Raw genomic sequence first — 14,431 nt, forward strand, 5'->3', positions numbered from 1 at the left:
CCGAATGAAGATGAAAAAAATCAGTGTATATATTTTATTGTTGACGATAGCAGGACTGGGTGCGTGCCAGAAAGACAAGCTCAATCCGGTGCCTACCACCGATATGCCCGATTTCCTTGCATTTCAGAACAGCGAGCGTATTGCCAGTCAGGTGAATGGTTTGTATGCCGTGATGAAAAACGGCAAGTTCCTGGGCGGAAAATTCCAGATTGCGAATGAGGTGAGAGGAGAAGATTACCAGAACGAACTATCTAACAGCGTTACGCTGAACCTCACCTGGCGCATGTTTGTGGGCAATGAAACACAGGAAGTGAAAGAGATATGGTCGCAGGGATACCTGGCGATTAACAATGCCAATGTGTTCCTGGACGGCATGGCCGCTGCAGGCACAAAGGTAGTGGGCGATTCCTTATCCAAAGTGTATATCGGCGAAGCGAAATTTGTGAGGGCCTTGTCTTATTTCTCCCTGTTGCAGTTATATGCGCGTCCGCATTGGGATGGCGCCGGCAGCAAACCCGGTCTGGTCCTGTATCTCGACGGGCACACCAAATTAGGTAACTATGCGCGCGCCCGCAGCACGGTGAATGAAATTTATGCGCAGGTGATCAAAGACCTTGACTCCGCAGAGATGTTGCTGCCTAAAAAGAAAGCCGGTACTACAGATGCTGTGACCCGCGCCAACGCATGGTCGGCCATTGCGCTCAAAGCAAGGGCGTACCTCTACATGGAGCAATACGACAAGGTAGTGGCCGAGGCCTCCAAGATCGTATCTGCAACAGCGCCTTTTGTATCGCCTGGCAACCATGGCCTGGAGCCAGACATCACGAAAGTATTTGCCACGCCTTATACTACTGCCGAATCTATTTTCTCTTTGCCTTTCACCAGTACGGTAGGTGATTTCCCCGGCACGCAAACACAGCTGGGCTTTTATTTCTCGCCTAATACCGCTGGCGGGAATGGCGAGTATTCGCTCATCTCAACCGGTATCATCTCGGATTCCAGCTGGAAACCACAGACCGATGCCCGCAGGAAATTTTTGCTGGCAGTACCACAATCCGGTGGCAAGCCGCCAAAATATTATCTGAATAAATATCCGACTCCCAGCCCTTATACCGACTGGGCGCCGATCCTGCGTTATGCAGAAGTGTTGCTGAACCTGGCGGAGGCTAGAGTTCGTATATCCGGCACCGTTGATGCCGGCGCTGTGGCATTGTTGAGTGCAGTAAGGCACCGTTCCGATCCCAGCGTCACTTACACCACCGCCGACTTCGCCGACGCAGCTACATTACTCGCAGCCATTCAGAAAGAGAAACATATCGAGTTACTGGGAGAAGGATTCAGAAGTATGGAGATCACGCGCCAGGGCGCTACTTTCCCTGCCAGAGGCGGCGTGGGCGCGGTGGCGCCATCTGCGAAAGCCTATATCTGGCCTATCTCTTCAGATGAACTTGTTTATAATAAATTATGTGTGGATAACCAGTAGTTGTCCATGTCAAACGTTTTCCTCTTTGGTTAAAACGGCAGGCATTTTTTAGTGCTGGTCTTCTTTCATAAGCAATAATAGGGCTACCTTATCAGGTGGCCCTTTTTAATGTGCATTTACGGATTTTTTGATTTACGGATTTATTGATTTAATTGGAAGGAAGATGGCAACATTGTTCATCCGCTCCAGTTAAATCAATAAATCCGTAAATCAAAAAATCCATAAATCCTTAAGCTGCGTCGTGGAAGATGATGCCCAGCGTGTAGCGTTGGCCGGTGTGTACGGAGCTGACGCCGTGTTTCATGGCTACGCGGTAGTAGCCGTGGGAGCCTTTGACGGGCCTGAAGTTGGTGGTGAACAGGAGCATATCGCCCTGGCGGGGTTGGAGCACGATAGCCCTGGACTGCGCTCTGGGGCGCTGTTCCGTGAGTACGAACTCGCCGCCGGTATAGTCTTTACCGGGTTCGTTGAGGAAGAGGACGAGTTGTATCGGGAAGAAGAGATCGCCGTAGAGGTCCTGGTGGAGCGTGTTGTGACCGCCTTCGCCGTATTGCAGGATGAGGACGGTGGGCTTTGTTTGTCCTTTGCTGTGGCAGAGGGCTTGCAGTGCCTGGAATTCCGCAGGGTAAGTGCCGGGAATGTTGAGCGCTTTCATCCAGGCATTGGCGACGGGAGCCAGGTGAGGGTATACGGTTTCGCGTATCTGTTGTATGACTAACGGTAACGGATATGTGAAATATTTATATTCCCCGAGGCCGAAGCGGTAGCGTTCCATGGTAATGGTTTTGCGGTACAGCTCCGGCTGTGGATATTGATGGATCAGCGTTTGACAGGCGGCTGCATCCAGTACGCCGGGTAGCAGTGCATAGCCGTGCTGGTGCAGGTGATCCCTGGCCGAATCCCAGTTCAGCGCTTGTATGCGGGTGATGATGTTATGCATGATCTAGTCTTTGTGCGGGTCTGTTAATGCGGCTTCCCAGCCTATCATGGCGGTTTTGCGGGTAGCGCCCCAGTGGTATTGTCCGAGTTGTCCGTTGGCATTGATGACGCGGTGGCAGGGGATGAGGAAGGCCACGGGGTTTTGTCCTACGGCGGTACCTACGGCCCTGGCGGCATCCGGGTGTTGTATCCGTTGTGCCAGCTGGCTGTAAGTGGTGAGGTTGCCCATGGGTATTTTGAGCAGCGCTTCCCATACCTTGAGCTGGAAGGCGGTGCCTTTCAGATGGAGTTTGATCTCCGGTAACTTGTTCCAGTCCTGCGTGAAGATGTACAATGCATTTTGCTGGATGATGTCGGTCATTTGTTGCAGTTGTGCCTGCGGGAATTGCGCAACGAGGTTATTGAGTGCTGCGTTGCGGTCGTCGGCGAAGGCGAGGTAGCAGATACCTTTGGTGGTGGAGGCTACGAGGATATTGCCGAAGGGGCTTTCCGCGAAGCTGTAGTTGATGGTGAGCGTTTTGCCGCCGTTCTTGTATTCGCCGGGCGTCATGCTTTCGATATTAATGAAGAGGTCGTGCAGCCTGCCGGTGCCGCTGAGGCCTGATTCGAAGGCCGCATCGAGGAGGGTGGCTTTTTCTTCTTTCAATATATTTTTAGCATGTTCGAGCGTAAGGTATTGCAGGAATTTCTTCGGCGTAACGCCGGCCCAGTCAGCGAATACGCGCTGAAAATGGAATGGGCTCATATGTGCTGCGGTGGCCACTTCCCGGAGGTCGGGCTGTTCTTTGAAATGATCTCTGATGTAGTTAATGGCCGTTGCAATTTTATCGTAATTGTTCATGGCTTATTGTTTCTACAAAAGTAGTTCGGTCAAAGCTAGTGGAAAACCCGGAAATTGCGGATTATTTAGGGATTTACGGATTTTTTGATGTGAGAATTTAGGGAAAATCAAAAAATCCGTAAATCAAAAAATCCGCAAATAATTTGTAGATTTCATACTAAATAAAACCCATGGTCATGAAAATCAAGAAGAATTTTCTCATAGTGGCTGCTGCGCTGTTATCGGCCGGCACCCTGTGTTCCCTGTCACTGCCTCAAGAAAAAGAGGGTCCTAAAAATCTGAAGGTATTGCCTAAAAGTATCAGCCATGAAGAGTTGATCGTGGTGATGAGAAACTTTAATGCATCATTAGGCGTAAAATGTAATTTCTGTCATGCACAGGACAAAAACGATCCCAAACATCTGGACTTCGCCAGTGATGAGAATCCACACAAGGGCGTAGCGAGGGATATGATGCGGATGACCAAACGTATCAACAAGAAATTCTTCAAGAGCAGCGATAACATGACCATCACCTGCTATTCCTGCCACCATGGAAACGAAGAGCCGAAGAGCAAGCCGGATGAAGTAGCTGCACCCCCTGCGGCGCCACAAAGCCCGTCTTCAAAATAAAACTATTTGATTATTTGGGTATTTTGATATTTAGCTTCGGAAAGACTTTCTCCGAAGCTAAATATCAAAATACCCAAATAATCAAATAATCAAATAGCTTTCGTATCTTTGGTACCGTCTTTTGAGTTAAAAGCATATAAAAACCAATTACTGCTCCTCCCTCAATGGTCATGAATGCCAGTAGTGAAGCGGCATTCACATTAATTAACGGACCAGATAAACTTTCAAATTTTTTGTAATAGCTCATCCGGTCACCCCGCGATATATACAGATACCGGTTCCCTTCTCATGTGAATGAATACAACATCTGTATCCGGGTTAAACAGACATCATACATGCAATTTGAGCAATTAGGGCTGATAGCCCCCATTTTGAGCGCGATCAAGGACGAAGGTTACACGACGCCGACCCCCATCCAGTTACAATCCATTCCCATCGTATTAGCCGGTAAAGACCTGCTGGGATGCGCCCAGACAGGCACCGGTAAAACCGCCGCCTTTGCGATCCCTATCCTGCAAACGTTATACAATACACGTTCTGCCACGCAGGGATATAAACATATCCGTGCGCTGATACTCACGCCTACACGTGAACTGGCCAGCCAGATCGGCGACAGCTTTACCGCCTACGGTAAAAATACCGGCCTTAAACATGATGTGATATTCGGCGGCGTGCCGCAACACCGGCAAACCATTGCCTTGCGTAACGGTACCGATATCCTCATCGCCACACCCGGCCGCCTGCTGGACCTCATGAGCCAGGGCTACATCTACCTCAGCCACCTCGAAGTATTTGTGCTGGATGAGGCAGACCGTATGCTGGACATGGGTTTTATCAACGATATTAAAAAAGTGATCCGTGAGCTGCCGCAGGAAAGACAAACACTTTTCTTCTCAGCTACCATGCCGCCCAGCATCTCACAACTGGCCAATTCCCTGTTGTATCAACCGGAGAAGGTGACCGTTACGCCGGTATCTTCCACCGCAGAGCGCATTGAACAAGCGGTATACTTTGTGAGAAAGAAAGACAAACAGGCTTTGCTGGAACTCTTGCTGAAAGATAAACAGTTCCGACGCACGATCGTGTTCACCAAAACGAAACATGGCGCGGACCGTATTGCCAAGAACCTGCGCAAACGCAATATCACAGCGGATGCGCTGCATGGCGACAAATCGCAGGCTTCCCGCGAACATGCGCTGGCCAGCTTCAAGAGCGGCCGCCTGCGCGTGCTGGTAGCTACGGATATCGCTGCCCGCGGCATCGACGTGGACTCGCTGGAACATGTGATCAATTACGACCTGCCTAACATTGCAGAAACCTATGTGCACCGCATTGGACGTACCGGCCGTGCCGGCGCTTCCGGTATTGCATTATCATTCTGCGATACAGAAGAACGGCCGTTCCTCAATAGCATCAATAAACTGATCAAGCAAAAAATACCGGCCGTGCCGCATCCTTTCGAAGAGCCCGCGCTCAACGAAGCGAGGAACGCGAACCCCGACAGCCCGCGCCCCGAGCCGCGCAGGCCCAAGCCTAACAAAAATAAGAACAGGCGTGGCCGCGTAGATAAAAGAGATACCAAAATAGATTTCTAACTTATAAAAGCCCTTGAAGCCATTCAAGGGCTTTTTTATTTCAGAGCTGTACAACAGTAATAATCGATGTAAATTGCAGGCGCTTTTAAAAAGAAACAGTAGAAGAAGATGGACGAACACAGATCGCATTGCCCGGTGAACCTGGGACTGGAAGTGCTGGGCGACAAGTGGAGCCTGTTGATCATCAGGGATATCATGTTTGAAGGCAAGCGCCATTTCCGCGAGTTGCTGCAATCAGAAGAAAAAATAGCTTCCAATATACTTACCGACCGTTTACAGATGCTGGAAAGGGAAGGCATCATCAAGAAAAGTAAAGATCCCGCACACAAACAAAAATACATTTACAGTTTAACTGCCATTGGTATTGACCTGCTGCCCTTGATCGTGGAGATCAGCGCGTGGAGCATCCGGCACCGCCCGGTGGATACTGCCAGCAATAAACATATGGTGACTTTGGCAAAAGGAGGCAAGGAACTGCTGAAGGAAGTACGGAAACATCTGGTGAAGCAACATCCGTAAGCAGGCGTCCTGCAAGGCTTTCCTGCTCCGCGAATGCGGGGCGGGCTATCGCGGCATGCAACATGCCGTGGTATCTATCTGCCACATGTATAATAAATATTGCTAATTTGAATAGGGATGATTACATTCGCGGGTATGTTTGGACTATTCAAGAAAACGCCTGTTGCGCCGCCGTCCTTCGATGCGCTGGCTGCCTATCCGCATAAAGACTGCTACTTTCACCGTACCGCACAATGGTATTGGGTGACCAACAAAGAGATCACTATCATTGATCCGCATCAGCCGCGCATGGTGACGCTGGATCAGCTGCCGCAGATGGTGTTCCTCAGCGCGGGCGGTAGTAAAACGGTGGAGGAATTTATTCGCTTCACAGTATCGAAATATCGCCGTGGCGCGCCACCACAGCTGGATGCAACTATCATCGCGGAACTGGATTCCCTGATTCGTGAAAAGCTGATCGCGCTGAGCGATGCGCCGCAATCACCGCATGCAGATCATGATATGCCCCTGAAACTTACCCTGCAATATTGACGGTTTTTTCCAATTTCATGAACAAGGCGGAGGATACTTTTGTATCATCTGTTAACAATAAAAATATGCTGAAAATGGAAATCCCGAAAGGTCATCAGGCCGTAATGCCTTACCTGATATTGGAAGGCGCGGAACGCTTTATCCGCTTCGCGCAGCAGGTATTTAATGCAATGCTCACGTACACCGCCAACCGCGACGACACGCAGTTGCTCAAACATGCGGAAGTAGCGATCAATGGCAGCACCATCATGTGCTGTGATGCCACGGAAGAATGGAAGCCACAACCAGGCAGTTTCTTTGTGTATGTAGAAGATGCGGACAGCACTTACCAAACAGCATTGAACAATGGCGCAAGGTCGGTGATGGAGCTGAGCAACCAGAGCTATGGCCGCACTTGCGGAGTAAGTGACCCTTGCGGCAATACATGGTGGATCACTTCGATACAGGCTTGAAATGGGTGATGGCGGTAGCCACTTTATCTTTGACCATATCTAATGTTTGAAAGTAGTTCAGAGACGCATACACATTGCTGCCGTTTTTTAGCGCCAGCACCAGGAAACTCTTATAGTATCTATATTTGATGCGCTCTACGATAAACGTACCGCTAATGTCCGTCCATGGATAATATTGCGCGTCCAATGAAATGCCTTCTGGCGCAATCACGATCTCTTTGGCTAATTTTTTATTAAAATACGGGCGGAGCATCCTTTCAATGATGATGCCCGCCAGGGAGAAGGGAAGGATCAATAGATAATAGTAGCTGTTTTTCAAACTTTCGGCTAGCACATTTGCCATCATCAATGAGCAGAAGACGATGAGGAAGGTAGTAGAGATACTCCAGGAACGGGGCTGCTTCATCACGTAGCGGTCTTCGTTGAAGTGAAGTTGGAAAGTATGATTATGACTATCATCTGTTGTCGTGATTTTGCATGGCACTCCTGCCAGGAGCGCTAGTGGGTGTTCTTCTGCAAACACCTGATCATAGCCGGGTATAGGGGATGTGGGCAGCATAGGCATTGTGATTGCGTAAGGTGGATGGTTTTAGATAACAGGCTTGAAATGTGTGATGGCAGTGGCAATTTTATTCTTCGCCATATCTACTGTATTAAGATTTTGCATGGATACATATACGCTGCTGCCGTTTTTCAATGCCAATACAAGGAAACTTTCGTAATATCTGTATTTGAAGTGCTCCACGATAAAAGTGCCTGCGATCCCTTCCCAGGGATAATATTGCCTGTCCAGGTAAATGCCCGATTGATTGACCAGTATCTTTTTTTTGTAGGTTTTAAACAAGCGGGAACGGACCTGTTCTTCCACGAAGTTGAAAAGGATAGCAAAGGGTATTATTAATAGATAGAAATATTTGTTATGGGCAGCAGAAGCAAGTACATGGCTGATCATCAGAGATGCAAAAACGACGCTGCATGCGTGGGCAACATGCCATGAAACTGAAGTCAATATCACAAATTGATCACCGTTATATTGAATATGGAACGTGTGATTGTGCTTGTCGTCTGTGGAAGTAATGGTGGATTGCAAATGGAGCCTGGCAGACCGTGGCGCCTCTATGGCGTATACTTGTTCGTAGCCAGGTGCAGTAAGTATGGGGAGCATAGTATCGGGTATTACAATGAATTTAATGAAATTAATTAACTTGCCAAAATGACCAGACGTTTCCGGAGAATCGTTGTTATTCTCAGTATTGCATTGTTCCTGTTATCCCTTTTTCAACCATCATTTTATACGAATGGAGCTGCAGCCTGGGGGCTGAGCCCTTTTTTAACTGGCTGGCTGGGCGTATTTGTATGTGGCGCTGGCATTTCCTGGTTGGCCAATCCCGCATTGCTGGCGGCATGGATCATTTTTTTCCGGAAGAAGACAGCGGGATTGATCTGCGGCGGACTGGCAGCCATTTTCGCGGCGAGTTTCCTTTTGTTTCCAACCATTATGGTAGATGAGGCGGGGAATATGAGACCGATAGAAGGCTATGGCGCTGGCTATTGGCTATGGCTGGGCAGTTGCGCGGTGATGTTCGCCGCCGGTTTATACGACTGGATTATTACTAAAAAACAGTAACTTCCGGATACCTAAACTGCTTACCTTATGAACTGGAGTTTAATTTTTAAACTTTCACTCTTCGGTCTTGCGATGGCATTGGGCACTGTTTATTTTATCCCTTCCAATGTAGAGCCGTTTTGCTGGATTGTCATCTTTGTGATCTGCGCTTACTTCATCGCCAAAAACTGCACCTCAAAATTCTTCCTGCATGGCTTTATGGTGAGTATCTTCAATTGCGTATGGATAACGGGTGCGCATATACTCTTATCCGGTACATACCTGGCGGGGCATCCCAAAGAAGCGGAGATGATGACGCATATGCCGGCGCCTGACAGTCCCCGTTTAATGATGCTGATGATGGGGCCTGTGGTAGGTATTATTTCAGGCCTGGTGCTGGGGTTGTTTGCCTACGTGGCCGCTAAAGTGGTGAAAAGATAAATGCGTCCGCTGGTGAATGTAGTAATAGAACAGGCTTCCTGCGAAGTAGGCCGCTACATCCCATATATCAGCCGTGTATCGTGTTGAATAATGCGGCATCAGCCACTCAAAAACGAAGGAGGTATAGGCTGCTATCAGCAAGAGCCAGGATAGCGGATAGCGATAGGCCGGATCCTGCACAATATAGCTGCGCGTGAAGGTGAGCATGCCATGCGCCATGGCCGGCACTGCGATGAAATCGGTAAGATGATCATTCAGCAATGGTACCGGGCATTGCAGCTGCCTGCATAGATGTATGATGCCCCAAAGCAGGCCATAGCTGCAAAATAGCGGATCGAACAAGCGTTTCATTTTACAAAACAAAAGCTACCGCTGTGATGAGCGCCAGCGTGGTGAGTAATAACATCACGGCAAAGAGGTAGAAGCCACTGTTTTTTAAAGCCCTTTTGACCAGGCCATCTTCCGGTTTCACCGGGAACAAGGCGCTGCGCAAGCTGCTGAACAAACCCTTTTTGTCTTCTTCCTGTTCCATAATATTCTATTTAGTACAAATGTACTAATTGTAGGCCAAATGGCCTAATTTTTTATTTCCGGGGAGGCATGTCCCCGCGGGAGCGGGTGGATCGTCATCTATACAAACAAAAAAAAATATCATGAAAGAGTTTGTATTGATCTTCAGAAGCAGCCATGATCCGCATGCGCAGCCATCGCCCGCGCAGTTACAGGAAAGGATGAACTGGATGGCCGGCATAGCGGCGAGGAACCAGCTGGCCGACAAAGGCAAGCGCCTTTCTGCTGCCGATGCCAGCACCATAAAACCAGGAAATGTAGTAGCAGCAGGCCCTTACACCGCGAACGGCGAGTTCGTTGCAGGATACATGATCATAAAGGCAGAGGATATGGAAGCTGCGATCAGCATTGCGCAAAGCAATCCCATATTGCAATTGGGTGGTAATATTGAAGTGAGGGCGGTGCTTGCGCCGTGAGGGAAAAGCAGGTTATGCACCTTACTCTTCGCCGGTAAAAAAACTGCTTATACCGATTTTTTCAGGTCGCTGGCCCCTTCCGGGATTGTCTGCACAACAGGCGCCATCTAGTTTTGCATCACAATCTACACAACTATGAAAACAAAAAGCATTTTAATATCAGGGGCCAGCGTAGCAGGGCCGGCACTCGCTTACTGGCTGAACAGATACGGCTTTGAGGTCACTATCCTCGAACGTGCACCGGGTATACGTCCTGGTGGATATGCGGTCGACTTCCGCGGCGCCGCCATAGAAGTGCTGGAGAAAATGAACTTGCTGGAAAAAATGCGCTGCCACGCCACACTTACCGGCGCTATCAATATAGTGGATAAACATAACAGACGGATCGCCCGTATGCCTGACGGCTTCACCAGCGGCGAACTGGAAATACTGCGCGGTGACCTGGCCAACGTGCTGTACGATGCTTCCCGTCATGATGTGGAATATATCTTCAATGATAATATTACTTTCCTCCGTGAACACATCGATGGAGTGGAGGTCACTTTTGAAAAACATGCGCCACGCAGCTTTGACCTGGTGATTGGAGCCGATGGTCTGCATTCCAATGTGCGGAAGATCGCCTTCGGTAATGAGGCGCAATTCAGACGTCACCTGGGTCTGTACTTCGCCATTTTCAGCGTACCCAATTTCCTGAAACTGGGTATGGACGGCGTGTTCTATGGTACGCCCGGCAAGCGCGCCGGCGTTTTTGGTGCCTGCGATGGCGCTGAAGCCAGGGCCACACTTTATTTTGCATCGGCCGCTCTGCAGTACAACCGGCATGACATTGACGAACAAAAACTATTGGTACGTGAGCGTTTCGCACAGGAAGCATGGGTGGTGCCTGAACTGCTGGAATACATGGATGCCTCACCTGATTTTTATTTCGATACGATGAGCCAGATCAAAATGGAGCGTTGGCATAATGGCCGCATAGCATTGGTAGGCGATGCAGCGCATTGTGCGTCGCCAATGTCGGGCCTGGGTACCAGCATGGCTATTGTAGGCGCTTACATACTCGCCGGCGAGTTGAAGAAAGCAGCAGGAGATTATACATTGGCCTTCCGGCACTATGAAGCACAGATGCGCCCCTTCGTAGAAAAAGGTCAGCAACTGGCCGAAGGTGGCCCCACCTGGTTTGTACCCACCACACCTTTCAAGCATTGGCTCAGCTTACAACTGTGGAAAATATTACCTTATTCACCCTGGAAAAATATGATGATAGAAATGCCAGCGAAGATATCTAGAATGATAAAGCCAGTGGTATATTGATCTATCTGAAAAGAAATCATCTACCTTCGTTTGCGTATGAAAAAAATATGTCTCTTCCCACTCGTCATATCTTCCATCACCACCTTCGCGCAACAATCGCTGCAAGCACGTTTGCAGGAAGTGGCAGCTACCATCAAAGGAAAAACAGGCGTATATGCTGAAGTGCTGGAAACCGGCGATACTGCTTCATTACACGCTACTACACACTACCCGATGCAGAGCGTATATAAGTTCCCGATTGCGCTGGCCATCCTGCAAGAGGTGGATAAAGGCCGCTTGCGGCTCGATCAGCCGGTGCAGATACGGAAATCAGTACTGACCTTGCATGGACACAGTCCTATCCGGGATTCCTTTCCCGAGGGCACTACCATGCCGCTCCGCGAAGTGCTGCGTTACAATACCTGTGAAAGCGACGGTACCGCCTGCGATGTATTGCTAGGCCTGCTCGGCGGCACGCGCAATGCCGAAAAAGCAATACATGCATTGGGCGTTCGCGATATCGCAATTGCCACTACAGAAAAAGTGCAGATGGAAGATGAACTGGTGCAATACCGCAACTGGTGCACACCGGCCGCCATGGCGCAATTGCTACGCATCTTCTATACTAAAAATATATTATCGCCCGCCAGCAAGGCCTTGCTCATCAAGGATATGACAGAAACGCCCGTAGGGCTCAAACGCCTGAAAGGCGAGCTGCCACCCGGCACTACTGTGGTGCATAAAACGGGTACTTCTAATACCGTACAAGGACTTACCCGCGCCACGAATGATGTGGGCATCATCACCCTGCCCAATGGAAAACATCTGGCCATCGCGGTGTTTGTGTCGGATGCCTATGGCAGCACGGCCGAGCGGGAAGGTATCATTGCGCAGATGGCGAGGCTGTGTTTCGATGCGTTTACATCGCGCTGATACGTAGCACCACACTGCTTCTGCGCGCGCTCACTTCCGGATTGAAACCCACTTTCATCAGGAAATCGCCGGAATAAGTGGGTGCGTTGTTGATGGGAGAAATAGTACCGGGATAAAGATTGATCTCTTCGATACGATATTGTTTGGCCGGATCAAGACCTTGCATTTTGATGGGAAGGCCGATGGTGGTGGAGAAGGTAGTGGCCACGAAATAATTGAATACGATGGCCTGTGTTTTATCGCTGCTTACATAGGCCATGGATGCGGTTTTCTCCTTGTATGGATCTTGCAGGCGGTATTGTTCTCCATGCCATACGATGTCTTTTATACTATTATAAGTTTGTACGGCTTGCTGGCAGAACTGAAGGTCCTGTGGCGTGAGTTCATTTACACGGATATCAAATCCGAGTTTGCCCATCATGGCTACATCCGTTTTGAATTTAATGGGTTGTTTGCCCATATCGGTCACGTGGTTGTCCAGGGCGATGGAGGGGAAGTAGTAAGAATATTCCCACTGTATGAAGATGCGGTCGAAAGCATTGGTATTATCGCTGGGCCAGCATTCTGTGAAATACTTGAGCGCGCCGTAATCCACGCGGGAACCACCGCCGGCACAGAGCATCATGGGTACCTGCGGATGCCTGGCACGTATCTTTTCCAGGATGTGATAGAAGCCTTGTACGTATTCGATATAAAAATGATCCTGGTTTTTCAGGTAAGGAGAATGCGCGTTATAGATGAGCGAATTACAATCCCATTTGATAAATGCCAGCGCTGGTATATCGTTGAAAAGCCCGTCTACCGTGCGGTAGATGAAATCCTGCACAGCGGGGTTCGCAAGATCGAGTACCAGTTGATTGCGCATATAGTATTCTTTTCTGCCGGGTTCGCGGATCACCCAGTCGGGATGTTTTTCATACAGTTCGCTGCGCGGGTTCACCATTTCGGGTTCTATCCAGATACCGAATTTAACGTCTGTGGCGCTGGCTTCCTTTGATAGCGCTGTGAAGCCATTCTTCAATTTTTGTTTGTTGGGCTGCCAGTCGCCCAGGCCGCCTTTGTCGTTGTTACGCGGATATTTGTTGCCAAACCAGCCATCATCGAGCAGGAACACATCTACGCCGAGCTTTTTGGTATCGTGCAGGAGTGCGTTGAGTTTGGCCTCATCGAAATCAAAGTAGGTAGTTTCCCAGTTGTTAAGCAGGGTAGATCTTTCTCCCTGGCCATTGAGCAGCTGGTAGTTCCTGGCCCATTGCTGGAGGTGACGGCTCGCTGCGCCTTTCCCTTGGGCAGAATAGGTGAAGATGAATTTAGGCGTAACGAAAGCCTGACCAGGCGCCAGCGTATAGTTGGAAGCATAGTTGTTGATGCCCGCGGTGATGCGCAGATAGTTTTCATCGAAGGTTTCAAAATCGATGCGGAAATTACCGCTCCATGCCAGGGTGCCTGCGATCACTTCGCCTGTTTCTTCGGTTGCCGGATGGTTGAGCGATACCATGAATGAAGAAGATTGCAGCAGGTTGGCGCGTGCGCCCAGTTTGGAATCCAGCGTGAGGATACCGGGCGGCAAGGCTGCTTCATAAGCGTTCATCTCCCGTCCCCAGCCGCTGTGGTGGCTCTTGAGATAAAATGCTTGCGCCCCCAGCGTGAGATTGGCGGAAGCATATTTATTCAGTACTACATTCCCTTTTTCATGGTGCTGGATCACTGTCCATGCCTCGATCACATCTTCCCTGGAATAGGACTGATAGTACAGGGTTACCTGTAGATGATATACGGGGTCTTCCAGTCGTATAGCCGTTAACGTTTGGTTGTCATCGATCCTGTTCACCGTATGTGATACGTAATGCAATGCGGTGGATTTATCGCCATTGCTGTGTGTAAGGGCCAGTGCGGGTTCCAGCAGGTGAAGCGATCCGGCGGCAGTATAGGCTTCGTGTTTGTTGAGGAGGTCGTCGTTGCCGGGTTTGAATTTGTCAAGCCCGTGTATGTACGCATATTCGGCGTTGCTGCCGAGCTTCGGCCCGAAATAGGCGAGCAGCAGGGAGCTGTCTGCGTCGGTTTGTAAAGACAGCGCCGTATGGCTGGTTGTTATATTGATCGTTGTTTGTGCGGTAGTGGCAAAGGTGATTGTAACCAGACATATTGTTAGCAGAGAAATGAGTTTCATAACGCAGGCAGCAGTTTAGTTTTATGAACAACTT

18 protein-coding genes are annotated in these 14,431 nt (G+C 49.4%); 11 read left to right on the top strand and 7 right to left on the bottom strand.

Annotation, left to right across the window (positions count from 1 at the left end; translation table 11 throughout):
• Nucleotides 1–10: 10 nt before the first annotated feature.
• Nucleotides 11–1,483: a RagB/SusD family nutrient uptake outer membrane protein gene (locus tag FPG75_RS03025; RefSeq protein ID WP_143305076.1), complete on the top strand. Its 1,473-nt coding sequence runs from the start codon at nucleotides 11–13 to the stop codon at nucleotides 1,481–1,483.
• A gap of 229 nt (nucleotides 1,484–1,712) precedes the next feature.
• On the opposite strand, the gene FPG75_RS03030 is transcribed toward FPG75_RS03025, so the two are convergent.
• Together FPG75_RS03030 and FPG75_RS03035 are read right to left on the bottom strand one after the other, a co-directional pair.
• Entirely contained in the window at nucleotides 1,713–2,423 is a 711-nt protein-coding gene (locus FPG75_RS03030; protein WP_143305077.1) for a 2OG-Fe(II) oxygenase, read from the bottom strand.
• A 3-nt stretch (nucleotides 2,424–2,426) separates the two neighbouring features.
• The gene (locus tag FPG75_RS03035; RefSeq protein ID WP_143305078.1) at nucleotides 2,427–3,263 is read right to left on the bottom strand and encodes a methylated-DNA--[protein]-cysteine S-methyltransferase; all 837 of its coding nucleotides are present in this window, start codon (nucleotides 3,261–3,263) and stop codon (nucleotides 2,427–2,429) included.
• Between the two features lie 176 nt (nucleotides 3,264–3,439).
• On the opposite strand from FPG75_RS03035, the gene FPG75_RS03040 reads away from it, so the two are divergent.
• The 5 genes from FPG75_RS03040 (at nucleotide 3,440) to FPG75_RS03060 (ending at nucleotide 6,971) form a co-directional block, all read left to right on the top strand.
• Nucleotides 3,440–3,874 carry a c-type cytochrome gene (locus FPG75_RS03040; protein ID WP_143305079.1) on the top strand — a complete coding sequence of 145 codons (435 nt, stop codon included), beginning with the start codon at nucleotides 3,440–3,442 and terminating at the stop codon, nucleotides 3,872–3,874.
• 335 nt (nucleotides 3,875–4,209) lie between these two features.
• The gene (locus FPG75_RS03045) at nucleotides 4,210–5,469 is read left to right on the top strand and encodes a DEAD/DEAH box helicase (protein WP_143305080.1); all 1,260 of its coding nucleotides are present in this window, start codon (nucleotides 4,210–4,212) and stop codon (nucleotides 5,467–5,469) included.
• Nucleotides 5,470–5,577: 108 nt separating this feature from the next.
• Entirely contained in the window at nucleotides 5,578–5,988 is a 411-nt protein-coding gene (locus FPG75_RS03050) for a winged helix-turn-helix transcriptional regulator (RefSeq protein ID WP_143305081.1), read from the top strand.
• A gap of 135 nt (nucleotides 5,989–6,123) precedes the next feature.
• Nucleotides 6,124–6,519 (top strand): hypothetical protein, encoded by a 396-nt coding sequence (locus tag FPG75_RS03055; protein ID WP_143305082.1) that lies wholly within the window; start codon nucleotides 6,124–6,126, stop codon nucleotides 6,517–6,519.
• Nucleotides 6,520–6,584: 65 nt separating this feature from the next.
• Entirely contained in the window at nucleotides 6,585–6,971 is a 387-nt protein-coding gene (locus FPG75_RS03060) for a VOC family protein (RefSeq protein ID WP_201747874.1), read from the top strand.
• Here the strand turns inward: FPG75_RS03060 and FPG75_RS03065 are convergent.
• Nucleotides 6,952–7,530, bottom strand: coding sequence for a hypothetical protein (locus FPG75_RS03065; protein ID WP_143305083.1), 579 nt, complete (start codon nucleotides 7,528–7,530; stop codon nucleotides 6,952–6,954). The genes FPG75_RS03060 and FPG75_RS03065 overlap by 20 nt on opposite strands.
• Nucleotides 7,531–7,560: 30 nt before the next feature.
• The gene (locus tag FPG75_RS03070) at nucleotides 7,561–8,136 is read right to left on the bottom strand and encodes a hypothetical protein (protein ID WP_143305084.1); all 576 of its coding nucleotides are present in this window, start codon (nucleotides 8,134–8,136) and stop codon (nucleotides 7,561–7,563) included.
• Nucleotides 8,137–8,184: 48 nt separating this feature from the next.
• Between FPG75_RS03070 and FPG75_RS03075 the strand changes: the two genes are divergently transcribed.
• Together FPG75_RS03075 and FPG75_RS03080 are read left to right on the top strand one after the other, a co-directional pair.
• Complete coding sequence (locus tag FPG75_RS03075) at nucleotides 8,185–8,598, top strand: hypothetical protein (protein WP_143305085.1); 414 nt, start codon at nucleotides 8,185–8,187, stop codon at nucleotides 8,596–8,598.
• A gap of 27 nt (nucleotides 8,599–8,625) precedes the next feature.
• A complete protein-coding gene (locus FPG75_RS03080) occupies nucleotides 8,626–9,018 on the top strand; it encodes a hypothetical protein (RefSeq protein ID WP_143305086.1) in 393 nt (130 codons plus the stop codon).
• Here the strand turns inward: FPG75_RS03080 and FPG75_RS03085 are convergent.
• Together FPG75_RS03085 and FPG75_RS03090 are read right to left on the bottom strand one after the other, a co-directional pair.
• Nucleotides 8,962–9,360 carry a hypothetical protein gene (locus FPG75_RS03085; RefSeq protein WP_143305087.1) on the bottom strand — a complete coding sequence of 133 codons (399 nt, stop codon included), beginning with the start codon at nucleotides 9,358–9,360 and terminating at the stop codon, nucleotides 8,962–8,964. The two genes, FPG75_RS03080 and FPG75_RS03085, sit on opposite strands and share 57 nt — an antisense overlap.
• Nucleotides 9,361–9,370: 10 nt before the next feature.
• Nucleotides 9,371–9,550 carry a hypothetical protein gene (locus FPG75_RS03090; RefSeq protein WP_143305088.1) on the bottom strand — a complete coding sequence of 60 codons (180 nt, stop codon included), beginning with the start codon at nucleotides 9,548–9,550 and terminating at the stop codon, nucleotides 9,371–9,373.
• Nucleotides 9,551–9,671: 121 nt separating this feature from the next.
• Between FPG75_RS03090 and FPG75_RS03095 the strand changes: the two genes are divergently transcribed.
• The 3 genes from FPG75_RS03095 to bla all read left to right on the top strand — a co-directional run bounded on the left by FPG75_RS03095 (nucleotide 9,672) and on the right by bla (nucleotide 12,227).
• A complete protein-coding gene (locus tag FPG75_RS03095) occupies nucleotides 9,672–10,004 on the top strand; it encodes a YciI family protein (protein ID WP_143305089.1) in 333 nt (110 codons plus the stop codon).
• Nucleotides 10,005–10,139: 135 nt separating this feature from the next.
• Entirely contained in the window at nucleotides 10,140–11,315 is a 1,176-nt protein-coding gene (locus tag FPG75_RS03100) for an FAD-dependent monooxygenase (protein ID WP_143305090.1), read from the top strand.
• Between the two features lie 36 nt (nucleotides 11,316–11,351).
• Nucleotides 11,352–12,227, top strand: coding sequence for a class A beta-lactamase (bla, locus tag FPG75_RS03105; protein ID WP_143305091.1), 876 nt, complete (start codon nucleotides 11,352–11,354; stop codon nucleotides 12,225–12,227).
• Here the strand turns inward: bla and FPG75_RS03110 are convergent.
• Nucleotides 12,214–14,397 (bottom strand): alpha-galactosidase, encoded by a 2,184-nt coding sequence (locus FPG75_RS03110; RefSeq protein ID WP_143305092.1) that lies wholly within the window; start codon nucleotides 14,395–14,397, stop codon nucleotides 12,214–12,216. The two genes, bla and FPG75_RS03110, sit on opposite strands and share 14 nt — an antisense overlap.
• Nucleotides 14,398–14,431 lie beyond the last annotated feature (34 nt).

This window comes from Chitinophaga vietnamensis, assembly GCF_902167635.1.
Taxonomy (GTDB): Bacteria; Bacteroidota; Bacteroidia; order Chitinophagales; family Chitinophagaceae; genus Chitinophaga; species Chitinophaga vietnamensis.